At 42.9% G+C, this 20,781-nt stretch carries 21 protein-coding genes and 1 riboswitch; of the genes, 10 read left to right on the top strand and 11 right to left on the bottom strand.

Annotated elements, in window-relative coordinates; translation table 11 throughout:
• Positions 1-7 precede the first annotated feature (7 nt).
• Genes N473_RS24330 through N473_RS24320 form a run of 3 tightly spaced genes read left to right on the top strand, consistent with a single transcriptional unit; the run spans position 8 to position 2,079 of the window.
• On the top strand, positions 8-502 hold the full coding sequence (locus tag N473_RS24330) for an FKBP-type peptidyl-prolyl cis-trans isomerase (protein ID WP_063370203.1): 495 nt from the start codon (positions 8-10) through the stop codon (positions 500-502).
• 9 nt (positions 503-511) lie between these two features.
• On the top strand, positions 512-1,240 hold the full coding sequence (locus tag N473_RS24325; protein WP_063370202.1) for an SDR family NAD(P)-dependent oxidoreductase: 729 nt from the start codon (positions 512-514) through the stop codon (positions 1,238-1,240).
• Positions 1,240-2,079: an amidohydrolase family protein gene (locus N473_RS24320; RefSeq protein WP_063370201.1), complete on the top strand. Its 840-nt coding sequence runs from the start codon at positions 1,240-1,242 to the stop codon at positions 2,077-2,079. The genes N473_RS24325 and N473_RS24320 overlap by 1 nt, the downstream gene beginning before the upstream one ends.
• Here N473_RS24320 and N473_RS24315 read toward each other — a convergent pair.
• From N473_RS24315 to N473_RS24295, 5 genes are all read right to left on the bottom strand, one after another.
• Positions 2,076-2,858 (bottom strand): YggN family protein, encoded by a 783-nt coding sequence (locus N473_RS24315; RefSeq protein ID WP_063370200.1) that lies wholly within the window; start codon positions 2,856-2,858, stop codon positions 2,076-2,078. The two genes, N473_RS24320 and N473_RS24315, sit on opposite strands and share 4 nt — an antisense overlap.
• A gap of 124 nt (positions 2,859-2,982) precedes the next feature.
• The gene (locus N473_RS24310) at positions 2,983-3,519 is read right to left on the bottom strand and encodes a DUF1566 domain-containing protein (RefSeq protein ID WP_063370199.1); all 537 of its coding nucleotides are present in this window, start codon (positions 3,517-3,519) and stop codon (positions 2,983-2,985) included.
• Positions 3,509-5,215, bottom strand: a complete 1,707-nt coding sequence (locus N473_RS24305; RefSeq protein WP_063370198.1) for a DUF1566 domain-containing protein — start codon at positions 5,213-5,215, stop codon at positions 3,509-3,511. The genes N473_RS24310 and N473_RS24305 overlap by 11 nt, the downstream gene beginning before the upstream one ends.
• 32 nt (positions 5,216-5,247) lie before the next feature.
• Positions 5,248-5,580, bottom strand: a complete 333-nt coding sequence (locus N473_RS24300; RefSeq protein WP_039608288.1) for a hypothetical protein — start codon at positions 5,578-5,580, stop codon at positions 5,248-5,250.
• Between the two features lie 17 nt (positions 5,581-5,597).
• Positions 5,598-6,305, bottom strand: coding sequence for a DUF2982 domain-containing protein (locus tag N473_RS24295; RefSeq protein ID WP_063370197.1), 708 nt, complete (start codon positions 6,303-6,305; stop codon positions 5,598-5,600).
• Between the two features lie 228 nt (positions 6,306-6,533).
• On the opposite strand from N473_RS24295, the gene N473_RS24290 reads away from it, so the two are divergent.
• From N473_RS24290 to msrA, 3 genes are read left to right on the top strand one after another with little or no spacing between them, the layout of a single operon-like run.
• The gene (locus N473_RS24290) at positions 6,534-7,583 is read left to right on the top strand and encodes an efflux RND transporter periplasmic adaptor subunit (protein WP_063370196.1); all 1,050 of its coding nucleotides are present in this window, start codon (positions 6,534-6,536) and stop codon (positions 7,581-7,583) included.
• Between the two features lie 3 nt (positions 7,584-7,586).
• The gene (locus tag N473_RS24285; RefSeq protein WP_063370195.1) at positions 7,587-10,697 is read left to right on the top strand and encodes an efflux RND transporter permease subunit; all 3,111 of its coding nucleotides are present in this window, start codon (positions 7,587-7,589) and stop codon (positions 10,695-10,697) included.
• Positions 10,694-11,227 (top strand): peptide-methionine (S)-S-oxide reductase MsrA, encoded by a 534-nt coding sequence (msrA, locus tag N473_RS24280; RefSeq protein ID WP_063370194.1) that lies wholly within the window; start codon positions 10,694-10,696, stop codon positions 11,225-11,227. Before N473_RS24285 ends, msrA begins: the two co-directional genes overlap by 4 nt.
• 35 nt (positions 11,228-11,262) lie before the next feature.
• Here the strand turns inward: msrA and N473_RS24275 are convergent, their stop codons facing one another.
• Positions 11,263-13,119, bottom strand: coding sequence for a TonB-dependent receptor domain-containing protein (locus tag N473_RS24275; protein WP_063370193.1), 1,857 nt, complete (start codon positions 13,117-13,119; stop codon positions 11,263-11,265).
• A 38-nt stretch (positions 13,120-13,157) separates the two neighbouring features.
• A riboswitch (cobalamin riboswitch) is annotated at positions 13,158-13,328 on the bottom strand.
• A gap of 85 nt (positions 13,329-13,413) precedes the next feature.
• The gene (locus N473_RS24270; protein ID WP_063370192.1) at positions 13,414-13,896 is read right to left on the bottom strand and encodes a YajQ family cyclic di-GMP-binding protein; all 483 of its coding nucleotides are present in this window, start codon (positions 13,894-13,896) and stop codon (positions 13,414-13,416) included.
• A 190-nt stretch (positions 13,897-14,086) separates the two neighbouring features.
• Here N473_RS24270 and N473_RS24265 point away from each other — a divergent pair, with 190 nt between their 5' ends.
• Both N473_RS24265 and N473_RS24260 read left to right on the top strand, forming a co-directional pair.
• A complete protein-coding gene (locus N473_RS24265; protein WP_063370191.1) occupies positions 14,087-14,443 on the top strand; it encodes a VanZ family protein in 357 nt (118 codons plus the stop codon).
• Positions 14,436-15,332, top strand: a complete 897-nt coding sequence (locus N473_RS24260) for a ketopantoate reductase family protein (protein WP_063370190.1) — start codon at positions 14,436-14,438, stop codon at positions 15,330-15,332. Before N473_RS24265 ends, N473_RS24260 begins: the two co-directional genes overlap by 8 nt.
• A 17-nt stretch (positions 15,333-15,349) precedes the next feature.
• Here N473_RS24260 and thiI read toward each other — a convergent pair whose 3' ends face one another.
• Positions 15,350-16,807 carry a tRNA uracil 4-sulfurtransferase ThiI gene (gene thiI, locus N473_RS24255; RefSeq protein WP_039608279.1) on the bottom strand — a complete coding sequence of 486 codons (1,458 nt, stop codon included), beginning with the start codon at positions 16,805-16,807 and terminating at the stop codon, positions 15,350-15,352.
• 171 nt (positions 16,808-16,978) lie between these two features.
• Complete coding sequence (locus N473_RS24250; RefSeq protein ID WP_046355665.1) at positions 16,979-17,635, bottom strand: TetR/AcrR family transcriptional regulator; 657 nt, start codon at positions 17,633-17,635, stop codon at positions 16,979-16,981.
• Positions 17,636-17,806: 171 nt separating this feature from the next.
• Between N473_RS24250 and coaD the strand changes: the two genes are divergently transcribed.
• Both coaD and N473_RS24240 read left to right on the top strand, forming a co-directional pair.
• Positions 17,807-18,289: a pantetheine-phosphate adenylyltransferase gene (gene coaD, locus N473_RS24245; RefSeq protein ID WP_063370189.1), complete on the top strand. Its 483-nt coding sequence runs from the start codon at positions 17,807-17,809 to the stop codon at positions 18,287-18,289.
• Positions 18,286-19,641, top strand: coding sequence for a capsule assembly Wzi family protein (locus N473_RS24240; RefSeq protein ID WP_063370188.1), 1,356 nt, complete (start codon positions 18,286-18,288; stop codon positions 19,639-19,641). Before coaD ends, N473_RS24240 begins: the two co-directional genes overlap by 4 nt.
• A 45-nt stretch (positions 19,642-19,686) precedes the next feature.
• Here the strand turns inward: N473_RS24240 and N473_RS24235 are convergent, their stop codons facing one another.
• Both N473_RS24235 and N473_RS26410 read right to left on the bottom strand, forming a co-directional pair.
• Positions 19,687-20,145 carry a hypothetical protein gene (locus N473_RS24235; RefSeq protein WP_155735730.1) on the bottom strand — a complete coding sequence of 153 codons (459 nt, stop codon included), beginning with the start codon at positions 20,143-20,145 and terminating at the stop codon, positions 19,687-19,689.
• 56 nt (positions 20,146-20,201) lie between these two features.
• Positions 20,202-20,369, bottom strand: a complete 168-nt coding sequence (locus N473_RS26410) for a hypothetical protein (RefSeq protein WP_155735729.1) — start codon at positions 20,367-20,369, stop codon at positions 20,202-20,204.
• Positions 20,370-20,781 lie beyond the last annotated feature (412 nt).

Genomic DNA, 20,781 nt, shown 5'->3' with positions numbered 1-20,781 from the left:
AATACATATGCAAATTACAAAAGATACAGCGGTAGAATTTCATTACACGCTAACAGAAGGTTCAGAGCAAATTGAATCGAGCAAAAATGGAGAGCCGCTAAACTACTTGCATGGTCAAGACGGCATGCTTCCAGGTCTTGAAGAAGCTCTAGACGGAAAATCTGCCGGCGACAAATTTTCCGTGACACTAGAACCTAAAGACAGCTATGGTGAATACCAAGAAGGCCTAATTCAGCGTATCCCAATCAAGCACCTGCAAGGCTTAGGTAAAAACAAAGTATGGAAACCAGGCATGACAGCCATCGTTGAATCAAACCAAGGGCGTCATCAAGTAAGCATTGTAAAAGTCGGTCGCTTTAATGCAGATTGTGATTTAAATCACCCTTTTGCTGGCAAGACACTGACCTTTGATGTTGAAGTTATTAATGTGAGAGCAGCGACAGCCGAAGAACTATCCCATGGCCATGTGCACGGCGCAGGCGGCTGTGGTCACGACCACTAAGGAAAATATATGCAACCTGTTGCCATCATTACTGGTGGCAGCTTTGGCATTGGCAAAGCCATTGTCGAAAAGCTGCTGAATCAAAACTACCGAGTATTTAACCTCGATATTGTACATAGCGACCTCGGTGAATACCGTCAGTGCGACGTAAGCCAAGTGGAGCAAGTTAAACAGGCCATCCACAGTATTGTCGAAGACACTGGTCGCGTAGATGCTTTAATATCAAATGCAGGCAAACACCTCAGTGCGACTATTGAAAACACAGATGAAGCAACGTTAGATGCATTATTCGCGCTCAATGTAAAAGGGGCGTATGCAGCCATACAAGCAGTCCTACCAGCGATGAAAACGCAACGTGATGGTAAGATTGTGCTGATTTCCTCAGACCAAGCACATGTAGGGAAACCTAACTCTTTTGCTTACAACCTCAGTAAACATGCACTGGCCTCGATGGCAAAAACTACCGCCCTAGATTATGCCCAGTACAATATACGCGCCAATGCGGTCTGTCCGGGTACAATCGAAACGCCACTGTTCCACAATGCAATTGACAGATATTGTGCACAAAGCGGTGCCGACAAAACAGCAGTTGTGGCCGAAGAAGCCGCTCTTCAGCCGCTAGGCAGATTAGGTCAACCTAATGAAATTGCCGCGCTGGTGGCATTTTTACTCAGTGATGATGCTGCGTTTATTACTGGTAGTTTGCAAACCATAGACGGTGGTTATACAGCACGCTAATGAAGATAATCGACCCACATTTGCATTTTTTTGATCTCGACAAAGGTAATTACAGCTGGTTAAAGCACAACCCTCCAGCTTGGCGTAACTTGAGTGAGATCCAACAAAACCATTTACCATGTGCATTGCAAGGTGATGTAACTTTTCAAGTTGCAGCTTGCGTGCATGTCGAAGCAGGGTTCGATAATATTCATCCAATCAAAGAGCTGCAGTGGTTAGCGAACATCGTACCCCCACTGCCTTATAAAGCCGTCGCTTATGCCCAAATAGACAGTCCACACGAACAGTTTCGCAATGCGCTAGAAGAACTCCAACACCCCAGTTTAATTGCCATTAGGGATATCACAGAAGGTGATGATGCCCAGCGACTGCTGTCCCAGCATACCGTGCAGAACCTCCATTATTTAGCACAGCAAAGCATACATTTTGAGGCGCAATTTGAAGTACATAACAACGATGTCAGTCGCCATATGTATGAGATTTACAGCGAACAGCCAGAAGCCACTTTGGTGATTAATCATGCGGGATTCATGACTGAGAACCATACATGGCAAGAAAATATTCAATTACTTTCGCAATTAAAAAACTGCTATATCAAGTTTTCAGGGCACGAGCTGTTAGATGCGCCGATGACACCACACTATCAACTTCAAGCGCTATTAACCTACTTTGGTCCAGAACGTGTGATGCTGGCAACTAATCACCCGGTTTGCCTCATCCATCGTGATTATCAGGCACAGTGGCAGCACTATTATGAGCTTATTCAACAAGTTGATAGCAGTGTATGGCAAAACCTTAGCTTTGAAAACGCCAAGCGGTTGTATAAACTAGATGTTTAAGATCGGATCTGTACTAGATCAAACGCCGCTAAGCTTGGGACAATAACTTGTAAACGTTTTTCAGTTTCATCCAAAGTATTGAGGCACTCGCAATATTCGTTTGCCTTAACTTCAAGCTGAGCGGCTTTTTGTTGTAGAGACTTGTCAATTTCTTTAGAAATAATCTCCATACGTTGTCCCATGTCAGAAAAGCGACTTTCTATATTACCCTCTCTCGATTTAAATGCATCGCCAACCGACACAAGGATCGCGCCAAGAGAGCCGTGCACCGCAGAGTGGATTTTGCCGCTTATCTCTTTGGTAAAGAAATCATCAATTTTAGACAGCGATTGCGGTGCAATATAATAAAAGTCTTCGCCACGCTTAAACTTATCCATAAGCGCACGCTCCACATATTGCAGCTGCGTTTTTAGGACTTCAGGGTTACTATCAGACATGCCTTCCACTACTTGCTCTATAGCGCTGAGCCCCAAGTTGACCCCATCCGTTGCTAAGTTAACGAGCTCAGGTACCGTATCTCGGATCCCTTTTGCGTACTCTTGCAGAACTTGAGTTTCTTGCTCATTAAGCTTAACCCACATGCCGCGCACCAATAGCTGGTTATCATTATTGATTTGTACTCGGGTTTGGCCGTTATCAAGTATGCGGATCACAGAATCAGTGATGATCAAACCATGTCCTAATTCCACATCACATTTATCATCAGCATGCACAAAACTCGACGCACTGAGTAACAGTGACAAGAACACAGATTTAGCGCTAGATATAGACAACTTCATACTACCCCCATACGTAATAGCATGAGGGTAGCAAATTTTATTTTTCAACCAAACTTATTTTTAACCCAAGCGAGATGAGCTGCATACATTTTCGATGTACAACCCCCTCTACCCGCTTCGCAATTTATTGTTCAGATTTTGGGCAAAAGGTATATCGCATTAATCGTACAAACGCATCTGATGTTTTAATACTTGAACTGTCATTCAGACCATCTGAAAATTGATACGTCCATGCGCGTGAGATGTCTTTAACATTCGTAGTATTGGTCCAGTAATTACCACTGTGATTACCTAAAAATACCGTCGTATTGATGGCGGGATCCTCACAGCTTCTCTCTACTAAGGTTGCGAGCTCTTTCACATTTGGTAACTGCCAGTCATCATAGTCACCCAAACGGCTGTTATTTGCAGCTGCCAGTGCTTGCTGCCAATTCAATTGTTGCTCTTTATTATCGCAACTCTCGGTTTCGGCGTTGTACACAAAACCAAATGTACATCGCTGCCACATAATGTCAGTTATAGTATCACACACGGTACCATCCGTATTAATGATAAAGCGATCATCAGGTGTTGAAAGCGGCACCGAGGTATTGGAAGCACACTGCTGAGCAATCGCAAAAGGACTAAATAATGCAGCGGCCAAAATCATCTTAATTTGCATTGGTATTACCTCGCACTAGCCTCACGTACGCAGTTTGCGCTTTTGCCCTAGGCACATCATTACCTGTTTCCATATCAATTACATAAGCACGAGTTAAATTGCCATCACTGCCATCGGTTCCCCCAACCGCGGTCTGAATGGTCCAATAATACAAATGCCCTTGCAGTGACGTTTGTGGCACATTTGGGAAGAAAGTAGGGTCGAGTACATGAACACCTACACGGCCAAAATCTACAATACTCATAAGCTCTGTATAACTTGGCAAGCGCCAAGTATTACCACCGCAGTAGCCACCCGACTCACTATTTACACGAGTGATAAAAGCTTGCACACCACATCGATATGTATCGCTAATGTGCGGACAGGGTGCCGGATCTATCACCGGGTACTCGCTGCCAATTAACTCTGTTCCGTCGGGGTTTAGAGCCCAAGTATAGTGATTTTGCGCATTGCGCGTTGACGTAGTAGGTAATGTGCCTGCGGTTGCTTCTTTTACTTCCCACACTAATCCCGTGATATTATCTCGCACACAACTAAATGTGGATGCATCATCACGTAACTCTTTACCATCAGCGTCTAGCTTCGTAAAGTCAAAGGCAAGGCTACCGGTGCCCTCTTTAGAAATAACTTGAGCCACACTGTCTCGACCGAGCTCAGCATCTTGGCGTGGAAACTCAGTATTATCACAGTTAATGATGGCTGAGTCGTTATAGCAAGCACTGGCTCCACTGTCGTTTAGGTTACTCAACGGCTTGGGCAAGATATCAATACGGACTTCGTCATCGCCGGTGCGATTAGACGAGTCAGTCACAGTGACTTTAAATGTTGCGAATGTTTTGTCGTCTTTATCCGGCGCTTGGAATGTGGTTTTACAAGCGCTGCTATCAGCCAAGGTAATGCTATCTCCTGTGCTGGATTGCTGCCAGGCACAAGTATATTCGCCATCCACAGTCACACTCTTGGTCGCATCCAAAGTCACGGTATCGAACTCCAATACCTGCTGATCGTCCCCTGCATTGGCCAACACCACCTTGTCGTTTTTTGCCAATGCAACGCTAAAATCGGTGGTGGTGCTGCCCCCCTCATCATCTGTCACGGTTAAGCGCCATACTGCCGTCTGAGTATCGGCAAGCAGAGGATGTACAAAACTTAAGGTCACACTGCCACTGTCTTCAACAGTGATATTACTGGGTCCTGATATCAGCTCCCACTTATAACCTACAACTTGGCCGTTTTCGTCAGGATCGCTCGAATCAGCCGCAGATAACACCACGGTATCCAAATACTTTGAAGGCGGCGTTTCAGGGCCTGTTTGAGTCACTTTAGCAACCGGCAATTGATTATTAGACGTGATATTGACATTGAGCATGTCTGACACGAGTTCACCTGATGGTGCCAGATAATCTACTTTTAATACGGCGATGCTATCCCCTTTAACATCGGGAGCAGTGACAGTAAGCTCTTCGCCTGTTTGAGGAAAACCTTCGAATGAGGGACCTGAAGTCACTTGCCAATTGAACGTCCCACCTGTTGGTGACGCAGTCGCTTTGAGTGTAAATTCATTCTTTTCTATGACAGTGACATCTTGTCCTGCATTGATGCTGGCTCTGACAACTTCTTCATCTGAGCCACCAGAGCCCCCACAGCCACTCAAAACAACAGAGACGGCTGTGACGATAAGCGATTTTTTTAGCATTACAACTCCTAACTGACTACCTCAGTGTCAAGTTAGAGGTAGCTATCTTGGTGAATCCGAACAAATAATTTAGTACCAATTTTACTGTAATCAACTTTGTATTCACGACCGTCTAGTGACTGAATAAATAGCAGCCGTTTTACTTCACTGAATACGTCCGGACTTGATATTTGCACCACCTCTAAATAACGCTCTTTAGCTTCCCGACGGTTTCTCGGCAACTCCTCTTTGAAAGGTATCAAACCAGTCGCAGTTACCTTAATTCTCGGATGGGCTTCCCCGTTTACGATCACTAAATCGAGCTTTTTATCTTTATGGATGATGGTATTTCGACCACTTTTAATAAAGGCTTTATCGAAGCTCATGTATATATCCTGTTACTTCATCTAGCGGTGGCTATTTGCTCATGCAAATCTCTGACCACCTTTTCTGGATTTAATTTCCAGTGGTTTAAAATAGTAGCAAATTGCCATATATCCCTATCCAAAACATTCGCAGGTAACAATAAATCGTACCCTGTGACCGTTTTTAAATTTTGCATCCGGTTTGCAAACATAGCCATTAGACCTGTGTAAACTCGCCCATTCGGCGACTCATAACAGGTTTCCTCAACCAGCCATTCTGATGGACAATTGCCATTTGCGCAATGTATTTTAACAGCTTGTAAAAAAATATGCCGTTGTTCAATTAGCAACTTACCAGCCAAACGGGGGGTAAGCTCTGCTAAAAACTCATCAATATTGTTTAGTTTAATACCTACAGCATTTAACTCAAGGTTTTCAACTCCTTGAGTTACAAAAGGGACACCGCTGGAGTGAAAATTGCCATGAGAAACGTGCATAACGCCAAATTTATGTACATAGTTAAACGCTAACGTGCTCAATTCGATGCTGTAGAAAGGCTGCTGACTTTTCAAAAAACCCAATAATATCGAGCAGATAGCTGCTGCCGCTAGGGCCAGCTCCAATATCGTAGGTGGTGTAGCACGCAACGTCACGAATAAAATAATCACTCCTAAGCAAATACCACCAGCGAGCATAAACTCTATACTATGGCGATTCGCAGAGGCGCGTAATGAAACTTTATGCATAATAAAACCACCAATAAAATATCAGCATGGCAATCAACCACACGAATAACTTTCTCAGTTGTAAGCACCTTTTACAGGGTTTTGCTTTACGCATGTCAGTAACCTTTTAGGTACACATTAATCTGTTCTGTTATATTTTCGTTTAATACACAAATATACAAGATATCCGTGATTTTCTCTCGTAAGAATTTTTGTACACTAATCATCTACAAATAGTGAGATTAAATTATGCGTGCAAAACAGTCGGGCAAAGCCCTTTTTCCTACTCTCATTTTAATGCTATTCGCATTATGCGGCTATCTCTATTTTCCTGCGTCACAAGGAGAGCAAACAAATCGTTCGACAAGAACCGTCGAAGTGTCAGTCCATGAGGTTGTTGCCGAACAACGCGCCATCACAGCAAACGCCATCGGCTCAGCCCGAGCGAATCAAGCTGTGGATATTACGAGTTCACACAGCGATTACATCAGTGACATCTCATTTGTGGATGGGCAAGAGGTCTCTCGCGGTCAAAAACTTGCTCAACTCAATAATAAAGAGGAACTTCTAGCTGTCAAAGAGTTGACTATCAATTTAAAAGAGCAGCAAAGGCAGTTGACTCGCTTAACAGAACTAGCCAAAACACAATCAGCAGCACGTTCTCAGTTAGACGCACAACGCTCAATGGTTGACGCATTAACCACACAACTGCAAACGACGAAACTCAAATTATCAGAAATGAGTATTCATGCGCCTTTTGATGGCGTACTTGGCAAACGTTTGGTATCAATCGGCAGTTATGTCAAAGACAACACCCCACTGACCACACTCGATGATATCAGTATCATTAAAGTTGATTTTCAGTTACCAGAAAAGTACTTGGCGAAGCTGGCATTAGGCATGACAGCCAATGTGACCAGCGACGCTTATTCTGGTCGTGCGTTTTTGGGCCAGATCTCACATATTGACCCCCGTATAAACGAAGCAACACGCAGTATTCAAGTTACCGCCAACTTTAACAACACTGACCACGCACTGCGTCCAGGCATGTTATTGAATGTGGCAGTCCAATTGCAGCAACTTGACGCCTTAATGGTGCCGGAAAAAAGTTTAATACCACGACAAGATAAGCACTTTGTTTATGTCGTTAAGGATAACAAAGTACAGCAACAGCAGATCACATTGTTAAATCGCTTCTCCGGCTGGGTCGCCGTCACAGGGGTTCAAGCTGGAGAATTAGTTGTGACTGAAGGCACCACCAAATTGCGTAGTGGTAGCCAAGTGTCTGTTAAGGGGTAAAATGTGAAAATCACTGATATGGCTGTTAAGCGGCCCACTTTTGCCATTGTTATCAATTTACTCTTACTCACATTCGGTATCGTTGCATTCACCATGCTACCTTTGCGAGAGTACCCGGATATTGAAACACCGATCGTTAATGTCAGCACCGATTATACTGGCGCGTCGGCTGCTGTCGTTGAAGCTAAAATTACCCAAGTGTTAGAAAACCGTATTTCTGGAATTGAAGGCATAAAAAGTATCAATTCATCAAGTCGAAATGGTCGCTCTAATATCACCATAGAGTTCAATGTCGACCGAGATATTGATGCTGCAGCGAATGATGTGAGAGAGCGTGTCTCTCGCGCTTTAGATAGATTACCTGAACAAGTTCGCCCTCCTGAAGTATCAAAATCAAGTGACGATGAAAACGCCATAGCGTGGTTTGTACTTAACAGCACTTCAATGGACACGCTGCAACTTTCTGACTACGCACAGCGCTATGTTGTTGACCGACTTGCCGTTGTTGATGGTGTGTCACGCGTGCAAATAGGCGGAGAACGTAGGTATGCCATGAAAATTTGGCTTGATCGTCAAGCCATGGCCGCCAGAGGTATAACAAGTAGTGATATTGAAAGCGTATTGCGTCGCGAAAACGTTGAACTGCCCGCTGGTGAAATTGAGTCTTTAGACCGTGACTTTGCCGTGCGAATTGCCCGTAGTTACACCTCACAACATGATTTCAATGAACTGGTTGTTAAACGCGGCGAAAATGGCTATTTAGTTCGCTTAGGCGAAGTGGCTAATGTGTCTTTAGAAGCACAAGATGAAGAAAGTACCTTCAGAGGAAACGGTAAGAATATGATTGGGCTTGGCATTGTAAAGCAGGCCAAAGCCAATACATTGGACGTTGTTGATAACGTGAGAAAAGAGCTTATTGCCATCAAGAGGAACCTACCTGAAGGCACCAAAATTGAAGACAGCTATGACTCGTCTATTTTTATTCGTGAGTCTATTTCAGAGGTCTATCGCACGCTCGCCATTGCCATGGGGTTAGTTGTACTCATTATTTTCATCTTCTTGGGCAACATTCGTGCAACGCTTATTCCTGCGGTAACGGTGCCAGTGGCACTCATAGCAACATTTATGTTTTTACTCGCAATGGGCTATTCAATCAACTTGCTCACCTTATTGGCCTTGGTACTTGCCATCGGCCTCGTGGTTGATGACGCCATTGTCATGCTTGAAAACATTCACCGCCGCATTGAGCAAGGCGAACCAAGATTATTAGCAGCTTTTAGAGGAGCCAGAGAGGTCGGTTTCGCAATCATCGCCACAACATTGGTGTTGGTGTCCGTATTCGTGCCACTGATCTTTATGGATGGCCGGATCGGGGCCCTATTCACCGAGTTTGCACTGGCGGTCAGTGCCGCAGTGATCTTCTCGAGTATCACGGCGCTTACCCTATCGCCCGCGCTGTGTTCTAAAATACTCAAACAAGAACAAGAGGGTCGCTTTTCAAAGTGGATGAACTTTCAATTTGGCAAGCTAGAGCGACATTATCAAAATGTCTTAAGACGTAATATACACAGCCGCTATGGACTCTTATGCATTTTACTGCTCTCAGTAGCTGCGAGTTATGGTCTCTTTAAACAAATCCCTTCAGAGCTGACACCGAAAGAAGATCGCGGTACATTTTTCCTAATGATGAGTGGTCCAGAAGGCGCCAGCTATGAAAATAATGCGGCCAATATGGCACAAATTGAACAGCACCTCCTGCCGTATGTTGAAAACAATGAACTCAGCCGTGTGCTGATCCGTGTGCCTGGCTGGGGAAATATGGGGGGCGTTGCCATTGTTGGTATGCCTGATTGGGATGAACGAAAGCGTTCCACTTGGCAAGTTATGTCAGAGATCAGTGGCAAAATGCAACAGGTAACCGATGTCAGAGCATTTGCGATTATGCGCCGAGGTATTGGCGGCGGAGGGTCTTCACGACCCATTGAGTTCGTATTGCAAGGCAACGACTACCAAGAACTCGCCGCTTGGCGAGACCGAATTTTTGAGCGGGCAAGAAGCAACCCAGGATTAGTTCGGCTTGATCATGATTACAAAGAAACATTCCCACAATTTTTGATCAGTATTGATAAACTCAAAGCGGCTGATTTAGGTGTGTCCACCGACGATATCGGTCGCACGTTAGAAACCATGCTTGGCCAGCGCCGTGTCACCACCTTCATTGACAGAGGTGAAGAATATGACGTGATCCTCAAGGGCACTAAGGCTGACTTTACAACGCCAACAGATATTAATAACGTATATGTGTCTTCCCGAACAGGCCAACTCATTCCTCTCGATAGTCTGATCACCATCAAAGAAGAAGCCACTGCAGCAAGGTTAAACCGCTACAACCGTATGCGTGCAATCACCATTTCAGCCAATCTTGCAGAGGGCTATACACTCGAGCAGGCATTGGATTTTTTGAACACTGTGGCCAGTGAAGAAAATCAGATTGACGGCGCCATCGACTATAAAGGTGAGTCTCAGCTCTTTTATGAAGGCGCATCTGCAATGACCTATGTCTTTATCCTTGCACTGACAGTCACCTTCTTGGTTTTGGCGGCACAATTTGAGAGCTTTGTGCATCCATTTGTCATTATGTTAACAGTGCCTCTGGGATTAATTGGCGCCATGTTAGGTTTGTACTTTAGTAACAACTCAATCAACATCTATAGTCAAATTGGCATCGTTATGTTGATAGGACTCAGTGCCAAAAATGGGATTTTAATCGTGGAATTTGCCAACCAATTACGCGACAAAGGTTTGGCTTTCGAACACGCCATCATCACCGCTGCGACACAGCGTCTGCGCCCTATTATCATGACCTCTTTAACCACGGTTATGAGCGCAATTCCCTTAGTGTTAGCGACGGGACCCGGCGCTGAGAGCAGAATGGTAATTGGTGTCGTCGTATTCGCGGGGGTTAGCTTAGCAACGATTTTAACCTTGTTTGTTATTCCAACAGCCTATAGCATATTGGCTAAACGAACCCGCTCACCTGAGCATACTGCTGTTGAGCTGGGGAAACAGCAACAAGCTTTTCCTCATCGTGAGCAAAACGAAGGAGTTGAATAATGAGTGAATCACAACTGGCCACGTTTGGTGGCGGGTGTTTTTGGTGTATCGATGCTGCTTTTCGCAGAGTTAAAGGGGTTACACAAGTAACGTCTGGTTACTGCGGCGGCAGTACACTCAATCCAACATATAAAGATATTTGCTCAGGCACAACAGGCCATGCAGAAGTTGTGCAACTGGCGTTTGACCCGAATGTAGTATCGTTTGAGAAGCTACTTGAAATGTTTTTTACACTACATGATCCCACGCAACTAAATCGCCAAGGTAATGACATTGGTACACAGTACCGCAGTGTCATTTTTTATCATTCCGATGCGCAGTTACAGCTAGCCCAAGCTCATATAACAAAGCTGCAACCTGAGTACCAAGACACCATTGTCACTGAACTGAGTGAAATTGATACATTTTATAATGCCGAGCAATATCACCAAAACTACTTCGATGATAACCCCAATCAAGGGTATTGCAGCATTATGATTGCGCCTAAGGTAGCTAAGTTTGAGCAGCGATTTAGCGCCTACTTAGAATAAGAAAGGTGAGCACTCGCTCACCTTTTTTTTACCGCTTAAAAGCGATATTGTAAATTAACAAAGAAACGTCTTTCAGGTGTGTTGTAATAATTCACGCCTGTCACTTCGCTTTGCTCATTCATTACTAGGCTGGATGCAACCGCACCATACTCTTTGTCGAGTAAGTTTTCTATTCGCGCAGATAACTTAAGTGCGTCAGACAAATCATAATTGGCCGCTAAGTTCACCAAGGTATATGAGTTTAATCTAAATGCTTCGCCAGTAGGTAAAGCTGCCGTGCTGTCTCGACGACCACGGAACTGCAGCTCAGTGATCACTTCAAAGTCATCCCATTGTTTAGCGAGCTGCCAATTAACAGTGCTCTTTGCAACCTGAGGAAGTGGCTTACCATTGGTCTTGTCTTTAGCATTTACAAATGCGAAATTGAAGTCTGACTCAATACCATACAGCCACGTATTTGAAATACTCAGCTCTAAACCTTGATGCTGTGCATTCTCGACATTATCAGGTCCCCAATTGCCGTTAGCATTAGGTCTCCATATTATCTTATTTGTGTAATCCGTTTGATAAATCGCAAAATCTATCACAGTGTCAGCCATCGCTGCCTTTAAGCCAAGCTCAAAGTTATCTGACTCTTCCGGTAATAGTGCCGGGTTTCCAGATGAAGGAAAATACAGATCATTAAAAGTAGGTGCTTTATAGCCAGTATTATGGGCTAGTCTAAATGTAGCATCGCGATGTACTTTATATCCCAATGCGAGACTTTGTGTCACTTCACTGCCAAACTGATCATCATCGTCATAACGTACCGTTGCCTCTACCAAAGCTTGATCATATTCGTAAACAGTACCTACAAATACACCCAAGGTATCACGCTCACTCTGTACATAGGTAGAAGTTGATGCAGATACATCATCTTCTGTTGCATTGACCCCCCCCAGAACAACCCAGTTTTCTTGCACATCAATATGGCCATCGTAATTGAATATATTGCGTTTAGTCACCGTTTTGCTGTCACCAAACTCACTCACATCCAAGGACTCATCTTGCGATTTCGTTGCTGTAAATGCATGTGATACATTACCCAACTGCGTCTCAAAACCGATGCTTAAAAATTGATTGTCGAACTTATCTTGGTATACAGTCGCATTGCTAGATCCGAAGCGACTATCATAGCTTGTATCCCCTTCACTGCCTTGAAAAGCCGCAAATACTTTGCTTTCTGACGTAATTTGGTACTCGGCTCTCAGCCCAAAACTGGTGTTATCATGAGCATCTTTGTCAGGCTGTGTACCCTGTAGCACGTCGAAATTATCAGTTTCTTCGTAGCCCAAATTTGCTAAAACAGTCAGCACATCATTCTTAAACGAAGTAGCGACTTGAGCATTGCGATAACTATTGCTACCCAGGGTAATATCCGCTGTTGTATGCTCCGCACGACGAGTGATAATGTTGATCACGCCAGCCATAGCATCAGAGCCATAAATTGCTGCTCGAGATCCTTTTAATATTTCAACACGTTCAATACTTTGCAGAGGCACTTTTGCAATTGACTTATAGCCTAGTGTTGCAGAGCCCACTCGATTTCCATCAATCAATACCAGAGTATGCTTTGAGCTTGCACCTCTTAAAGTCAAACCAGCATTGTGGCCAAAACCACCGTTTGAATTAATTTGAATACCAGCTTGCTGAGATAGAAGCGTAACCAGGTCGCGTGCGCCACTGCGCTCGATGTCTGTGCGTTCTATTACCGATATAGACGCTAATACATCTTTTTGCGACTGCTCAATTTTATTTGCTGTAACGGTAATACGCTCTATTTCTTGAGTCGCAGATGTGTGAAATGATACCGCTGCTAATACAGCAGCACTTAGCGCAGAAATTTTTAACATGAAGGTCCCCTACTCTGTGCCCACCGCACAAAGTTCATCAAATGAGTCAAATTCAAGGCCGGTCTCCGGGCTCAACCAATTTAAACAGTTTTACCGTTGCGGGGGCAGCGTTGGCATTGCCAAGTTCTGTCTTGCGCACCAACTTCCCGATTATCCAATATACCGACAGTCTATCTGTCGGGTCAGGCACCTCGAAATTCCGCGCACATTGTCTGAGATTTAAGGGGGGATTGTCAATGGACGTCTAGAGTTCCAGCACCATCTATTGATCTGAAACCCTAGTTGAGAAACCAATTAGTCTCTAAAGTTTTTAAACTGGAATGGCTGACCTAGTTCTGACGTACGAATAAGCTGCATAACTTCTTGTAAATCATCACGCTTTTTTCCTGTAACACGTACTTCTTCACCTTGAATAGCCGCTTGTACTTTAAGCTTAGAATCTTTGATAAGCTTAACGACTTTCTTAGCCATATCTTTATCAATACCTTGCTTTAACGCCACTTTACGTGCAAACGTTTTACCACTGCGCTCTACGTCTTTTAACTCAAAACAGCCAACATCTAAGCCACGCTTTGCTGCTTTACCTACGACTATATCAAACAGTTGCATCACCTGTTGTTCAGACTCAGATTTTAACTGGATCACTTCGTCTTTTAACTCGATCGATGCTTCGACACCACGAAAGTCATAGCGCGTTTCTAGCTCACGGTTTGCATTATCAACGGTATTTTTTGCTTCCGTCATTTCAATTTCAGATACAATATCAAATGAAGGCATTGCTTTCTCCTCAAAACAAATTTATGTCGAATTATAACAATGCTCGCTAGCAATAATATATACTTTTTTACATCACCTTGAACGCTGGTGCATAGTCATATACTGCTGTGTATTCATACATTTGCTATTAAGCCACTTTTAATATTTCAGTGTTATACTCAATTTTCATCACATCGAAGTTGGAGCACATGTGACCAGAAAAGTATATAGAACACTACTTTTACTGTTTTTAATCGTCATCACATACCTTTTTGCAAAAGAAGTGAAAGGTCATGGCTTAAGAATAGAGCACTTAGATAAAGTCGTGCACTTTGGGGTATTTTTTGCACTTGCATTTTTCTCCCATCGCGCTTTTAGATTCAAGATCTGGTTTCATATGGTGCTACTAATAAGTTATGGTGCGGCCGTAGAGTGGATGCAATCTACCATCCCATACAGGCAAGCATCTCTAGGCGACTTTATTGCTGATGTAGCAGGTGCTATTAGCTACTTCATTGCCATATGGTTTTACCAACGCTTTAAGCAACGCAGGCTAAATAATGAGTGAGATTTATATCCTTGGGTGTGGGGCAATTGGGTTACTTTTGGCTGAAAGGCTCGCTCACCACCATACGGTGGTCCTTATCACACGTGATAGCACAGATACTGAATACTTTCTCACTCGAGGCAAAATACAGCATCGCCTCAATGTACAAGTGACCACATTGAAACAGCTGAATAAAAAAATTCAGACCTGTATCGTGCCAGTGAAAGCCTACCAGCTAGAACAGGCTTGCAAAGAGATTATACCCCATTTGAGTCATGACGCTGATATTATTCTCAGCCATAATGGCATGCACGACCTCTCTGAGATCAGCGCCAAGTTAGCTTCAAAACAGGCGCTGTTTTTTCTCAGTACCTCTATGGGTGGTATGAAATCAGCCCCAAACACAGTGATATTTAAAGGCCCAGGCCTCACTCAACTGGGCGCTTGCAACTTAGCGGCGCAACTCACGCTGAACGATGTATATCAAAAATGGTTCTCACAGCGTTTTGATCCCATTGAAATGGTTGATGACATCAACGTGATCCGCTGGCAAAAGCTCTGTGTAAATATTGCCATCAATCCATTAAGTGCGATTAAGCAATGCCCCAATGGTGCATTGAGGGCTCCCAAATATGCCTCTGACGTATTAGACTTGCTTAATGAAGCTTGTTTTATTGCGCACTTAGAGGGGGTTCAATTAAAATTAAATGAAGAACTTGCTCGTGCCTACAACGTTATGACTTTAACCGCAAAGAATACGTCATCGATGGCACAAGATATCAAGCTTAAAAGGCGTTCTGAAATAGATGCAATTTGTGGCTTTATCTCTTTAACAGCACAAAAGCATGGTCGCCATGCGGATATCAACGACAGATTATGGCGACAAATAAAACTGATAGAGCAGACTTAAGCCTGCTCTAGTATTTTTTATGGTCTGTAGACTTTAACTTTAGTAAAACCATTTTCATGTAAGATCAGTGCTTGTAGCTGACTCATTACCCCTTTACTGCAATAGAGGTAATAGTCTTTATCTTGAGGCAAATCACCGAATTTAGTCGCTAAACGGAAAAACGGTAAATGGATCACTTCAATGCCGTCGATTTCCAATGGATCTGCATCTTCCTCTTCTGGAGAACGAATATCAACGACCACTGCGTTTTCTGGTAACTCTTTGACGTTTTCTGCTTCTTTGACTTCTTCTTTTGCTTCAACTTCGATATCACGAATGTCTTTAATCACCGCGTTATCGACGACAGTATCCAATACATCAAAATCGAAGTTAGCTTCTTCTGCTTCTATTTTCTCAAGTACCGCTTTAACCGTTGGCTTTTTAGAGATCACACCACAGTACTCAGGCATGGCTTCAGCCATTTCACATGTACCAATTTCTCTGGCAATCCGGATGATCTCTTCTTTGTCATTCTGGATCAGCGGCCTTAGGATCAAAGTTTCAGTCACACGGTCAATAACACTTAAGTTTGCCAATGTTTGGCTGGAAACCTGACCAATGCTTTCACCTGTAACAAGTGCTTGAATACCAAGCTTTTGTGCGACAGCGCTACCCGCTCGCATCATCATACGCTTTAAGATAACACCCATCTGGCTGTTTTCTACATTTTCCAAAATTTCTGCAACGACAGGTTCAAAATCAACCGTAATAAACTTTACTTTATGTGTTGAGCTATACTGCTTCCAAAGGTAATGACTCACTTGCTTCACGCCAATCTCATGTGCAGCCCCACCTAAGTTGAAAAATAAGAAATGCGTACGAGCGCCTTTTCTGATCATTTGGTAACTGGCAACACCCGAATCAAACCCGCCCGACATTAAAGACAGCACATCTTCTTGAGTAGGCAGTGGGAATCCGCCTAAACCACGATATTGGGCACGCACGATATAGGCAAACTGGTCCTTTATTTCGATTTTAACCGTCTCTTGCGGTCGAGTTAATTTTACACTTGCCGTTTCAACATTTTGATTTAGCCCGCCACCCACGTAACGCTCTACATCACTTGAAGTGAAGTCATGCTTACCTTGACGTTTCACACGAACACAGAACGTTTTATGCGCAATTTGCTCACGCACTAATGGTAAAGTGTGTTGGTAGATATCATCCAACGTTTCGAAGGTCACTTCCTGTACTTCTAAAAATAACGTCACACCAGGCACACGCTTTAGGCCATCAATCAATGCCAAGCGTGTTTTATCATCACTTAACTGACTCACAACCGTGATATTATCCCAGTTGTTTTTCACGAAAATCTTTTCATCAACTCGGCCCAGCAAAAGCTTGATGTTTTTTTCTAAAATTTTAGTGAAACGCTTACGCACTGATTTACTTTTAATGACGATCTCAGGGTGCAGCTTGACGATAAATTTAAGCATATGAAGTTACTCGCTGGTGTGAAACTATAAACGCACAAGACGTTGAATCATTTTAAGGCGCGGGATTATAGCAAACTTATTAAAGACTAGGAAATAATCAGCGAGATTGGCAAATAGTTGAGGACCACAGCTAAAGCTGCCAACGTCAGATGGCAGCTCGATTACAGCCGATTAAGCAATACTTGGTAAGCTTGTATCAGCCTGCTCTTGATAATAATCTCTCAGCTGCGCTATTTTTTCACTGCTCATTTGTGTTGCATAAGGCTTAAATAGCATCAGCACTTTCACAATACCATTGTAGATATCTTTTTGCTCAAGTACTCCTGTCAACCTTCTTGCTTTGACATAAGGAGTCCAAAAACTAACAACCATTTTGAGCATATGTGCCAACTCATCCACATCATAGTCTTCAATATCAATCACACCGGCACTGCGCAAGCCGATAACAACGGCTTTAACTTGCTCAAATAACTGTGATTGAAATTCGATATAATCTTTTTTCAAGCCTTTATCACGCGCCAAAATATCCGTGAGATTGTCGTAAAAGAAATGATATCGCCACATTAACTCAAACAAAGAGTCTAAGTACTGTGTCAATTGCTCCAAAGGCTCATGCTCAATACTTAATGGCTTAAAATGCGTGCTCAAATGTTCGCTGTAGAGAGAAAAAATATGCCTGATGATGTCTTCTTTATTTTTAAAGTGATAGTACAAGTTTCCCGGGCTAATCCCCATATTGGAAGCAATGTGATTGGTGGTTATTGCTCGTTCACCATGCAGGTTAAACAGGGCAATACTCGTACGAATTATTTTTTCCTTGGTATTCATATCCAACTCTCTTTACACGCTTAATTAAAGTAACGGCTTGGCGGCCACTTGGTTAATTGAAAATAGCACTAAACATATACAAGGTTAAATGAGCAAATTTGAAAGCAGACCAGTGAATTTGCTTTAGAAGGCTGCTAACATAGCAAAAATTTTTTGTGTTGCAACAATCTGATGAAAGTTATAGCTCTATATCCAGGTACATTTGATCCGCTGACAAACGGACATTCTGATCTTATAAAACGCGCTGCGAATATGTTTGATACCGTCATATTAGCCATCGCACACAACCCTTCAAAAAAGCCCTGTTTCACACTTGAAGAGCGTGTAGAATTAGCTAAAGAAGTGCTGTGTGACATACCAAATGTCAAAGTTATCGGATTCTCAGGTCTATTAGTTGACCTAGCAAAAGCACAAAATGCCAATGTCTTGATTAGGGGGATCCGCGCTGTCTCTGACTTTGACTATGAGTTTCAACTTGCCAATATGAACCGTAGACTATACCCAGAGTTAGAAAGCGTATTTTTAACGCCATCAGAAAGAAACTCATTTATCTCCTCAACCTTAGTCAAAGAGGTCGCGCTTCACCACGGAGATGTCAGTGAATTTGTTGACCCACTGGTTGCTAGCGCCCTGAAGGAGAAACTGCACGCATGAAGTTAAAATATCTCAGTGCAATCGGTTTGTGCACTTTATCACTTCACAGCTACGCTGGGCCTTGGATATCTGCTGAGGATAGTGCATTAAAGCACTCAATCGATTTATTGGTCAGCTATGGCCTGATCAATCGACCTGTTAATCAATACCCTTTATTATGGCAAGGCATCGCACATGACTTGAGTCATATCGATTCAGCCTCTTTGAATGATGAAACCGCTTTTGCTGTCAGTCACCTTCGCCATGCACTTCAGTATGCAAAAACAAGCACGCAATCCGGTATTAAAGCGCATTATAGACATAAGCCAGGTTCAGATACTGGCATGGGTGAGAATCATAGAGAGAAGTCGGGCATTACAACATTTGGTGAGATCACCGGCAGCAATGTCAGTGCTCGCGTTCAAATCAACTATGCCGATGAAGCACTGGATGGCAAGCATATTAATCATCATGGTAGCCACTTAGCCGTATTACTCGGTGACTGGTCTTTAAGCGCTGAACGACTTGACTATTGGTGGGGCTCTGGCAATGAGAACGCGCTGCTGCTATCCAATAATGCAACTCCGATGAAAGCTGTCCGTTTAAGTAGAGCCAATACAAATTACAAAGGACCACAGTTTTTATCTTTTATTGGGCCATGGCAAATCACCGCCATCGCTGCACGTCAAAAACCAGCCAATAAGTCTGGAAACTTTTGGGGGGCTCGATTCTCTTCCACCCCCGTTAAAGGACTTGAACTGGGTTTTGCGACGACAGGCAGTGACTTTGTTTACACCCAACTAAGCACTGAAACCGAGCTGAAAAAACAACGTATTACCAGCGTAGATTTTAAATTCTCATCAATATGGAGTGGCCAGCCTTTCGCATTGTACGGCGAGTATAGTGGTAACAATGATAACGGCGTTCTACCGGATGAAACGCTTTTTACGGCAGGTGTTGAAAGCTTCTGGGCTGATGAAGACTACCGTATAAAAGGCTATATCGAATTCAGTGATACCACAACTGATTGCTTAGCAGGGTCAGCAAGCTTTCAATGTAACTTCCAACAAACAGATAAAGGCGCTGACTACAAAGAATATGGGCTGTGGCTTGGTGCATCCAGTGGACCTCAAGTAAAAAGCATTACCATTGCAGCCGATTACTTTCAAATTGAAGGCGCTGGGGGGTATGCAAAGCTAAAAGTGAGCGATTTTGAATCGCTTGATTTGGACCGAACGTTGTTAGAAGTTGGTGTTCAAACTGAGCTTTGGACAGGTCTATTTAAATCCAGCTTTACTATTTGGCAAGACAAAACAGATCAACAAGACGATACACATCAAGCATTTGGTGTCAGTTGGGAATATCAATATTAATGAGTCGGCCAGTTGCTGCTATGACACTCACGTGATAGCAGCAAATTAAGCAGTCACCTTTGTACTAAAAAGTTTTTGTGACAGTAATTGTAAACCTATAAAATCACGGTTCAGTATCACAGCGCTAACCATGATTAAGTCGACAATATTGACGGTTGAAGAATAAAAGTACCATAAACCCCAAGGTTCATAGTTACCTAATAAATACGAGTCTGTAAACATCGCTAAAAATAACAGCGCATTTATGGTCAGGCCTATGCAGCAATATGTATAGCAAGGTTGGCGAACAGCCTGCTGAAACAGAAAGTGCCTTGCTATGATAAGTATAAACAACGTGAGTAAATCATAAGCCAGCAAGACCCCAAAATCTATGGCTTCAAAATTTACTGGCATAGTCAAGTCACTCAGGCTATATGAGACAGCCAAAATAGTTGCGCATGCTAATGCCTGCACATTTTTATTCACGGCCAGTATATAAAAAGACACATGGAGTAAACTGGCCATAAAAAAGCCCCATATCACCAGGGCCCCAATACTTAATCCGAAGTAATCAAATGCCATTATCTACGTTGAGTATATGAAAAGCGCTTTTTAGGATAATTGCCGCTACCACGCCCACCAGATACAACCTTTAAAATTTCGAGAGATGTAATCACATTACCAGATTTTGTCTTTGTTTTTCCAGCATTTTTAGATGAATCAAAGTGTTCGATATTAAAGTTAAACATTGCTTTCCCTCTTTATGAATTTTTTCATTTCAGCTGACACAACAATATTCAGCAGCTAAAACTCTAGAAGTCATATTTAAGCAACAACCAGGCCAGAGCAAAACAAAAATAAAACAAAAAATTTACCAAACCTTTAAGAGAACAATAATTAACCTATTGATTTATAGGAAAACGAGTCTGAAATTGTCATTTTAACAATTAAAAATCACTGAATTTCATATCAGTTAACAAAAAATATAATGATCAACTTAGGAAGTGAAAAAACAAAAATAACTTTAAAGTCAAAAACTTAAAAAAGATTAGATTAGACCTTTTACTGTTAGTGCATGTAAATCTTTGACCAAAGAGGGAACTTATGGGAACAAATGCATATTATATGACACAATAAAGAAAATAAAATGTAAACTAAAAA

This window comes from Pseudoalteromonas luteoviolacea CPMOR-1, assembly GCF_001625685.1.
GTDB classification, from domain to species: Bacteria; Pseudomonadota; Gammaproteobacteria; order Enterobacterales; family Alteromonadaceae; genus Pseudoalteromonas; species Pseudoalteromonas luteoviolacea_K.
This window is presented reverse-complemented; position numbering and strand designations above follow the sequence as displayed.

Excerpts from the sequence above, each read along its gene's own strand:
- N473_RS24250 (WP_046355665.1), bottom strand. The coding sequence starts at position 17,635 with ATGAATACCAAGGAAAAAATAATTCGTACGAGTATTGCCCTGTTTAAC.
- N473_RS24235 (WP_155735730.1), bottom strand. The coding sequence starts at position 20,145 with ATGGCCAGTTTACTCCATGTGTCTTTTTATATACTGGCCGTGAATAAA.
- N473_RS24305 (WP_063370198.1), bottom strand. The coding sequence starts at position 5,215 with ATGCTAAAAAAATCGCTTATCGTCACAGCCGTCTCTGTTGTTTTGAGT.
- N473_RS26410 (WP_155735729.1), bottom strand. The coding sequence starts at position 20,369 with ATGTTTAACTTTAATATCGAACACTTTGATTCATCTAAAAATGCTGGA.
- N473_RS24310 (WP_063370199.1), bottom strand. The coding sequence starts at position 3,519 with ATGCAAATTAAGATGATTTTGGCCGCTGCATTATTTAGTCCTTTTGCG.
- N473_RS24260 (WP_063370190.1), top strand. The coding sequence starts at position 14,436 with ATGAGTGAGATTTATATCCTTGGGTGTGGGGCAATTGGGTTACTTTTG.
- N473_RS24295 (WP_063370197.1), bottom strand. The coding sequence starts at position 6,305 with ATGCATAAAGTTTCATTACGCGCCTCTGCGAATCGCCATAGTATAGAG.
- thiI (WP_039608279.1), bottom strand. The coding sequence starts at position 16,807 with ATGCTTAAATTTATCGTCAAGCTGCACCCTGAGATCGTCATTAAAAGT.
- N473_RS24300 (WP_039608288.1), bottom strand. The coding sequence starts at position 5,580 with ATGAGCTTCGATAAAGCCTTTATTAAAAGTGGTCGAAATACCATCATC.
- N473_RS24330 (WP_063370203.1), top strand. The coding sequence starts at position 8 with ATGCAAATTACAAAAGATACAGCGGTAGAATTTCATTACACGCTAACA.
- N473_RS24315 (WP_063370200.1), bottom strand. The coding sequence starts at position 2,858 with ATGAAGTTGTCTATATCTAGCGCTAAATCTGTGTTCTTGTCACTGTTA.
- coaD (WP_063370189.1), top strand. The coding sequence starts at position 17,807 with ATGAAAGTTATAGCTCTATATCCAGGTACATTTGATCCGCTGACAAAC.
- N473_RS24290 (WP_063370196.1), top strand. The coding sequence starts at position 6,534 with ATGCGTGCAAAACAGTCGGGCAAAGCCCTTTTTCCTACTCTCATTTTA.
- N473_RS24275 (WP_063370193.1), bottom strand. The coding sequence starts at position 13,119 with ATGTTAAAAATTTCTGCGCTAAGTGCTGCTGTATTAGCAGCGGTATCA.
- N473_RS24240 (WP_063370188.1), top strand. The coding sequence starts at position 18,286 with ATGAAGTTAAAATATCTCAGTGCAATCGGTTTGTGCACTTTATCACTT.
- N473_RS24270 (WP_063370192.1), bottom strand. The coding sequence starts at position 13,896 with ATGCCTTCATTTGATATTGTATCTGAAATTGAAATGACGGAAGCAAAA.
- N473_RS24325 (WP_063370202.1), top strand. The coding sequence starts at position 512 with ATGCAACCTGTTGCCATCATTACTGGTGGCAGCTTTGGCATTGGCAAA.
- N473_RS24320 (WP_063370201.1), top strand. The coding sequence starts at position 1,240 with ATGAAGATAATCGACCCACATTTGCATTTTTTTGATCTCGACAAAGGT.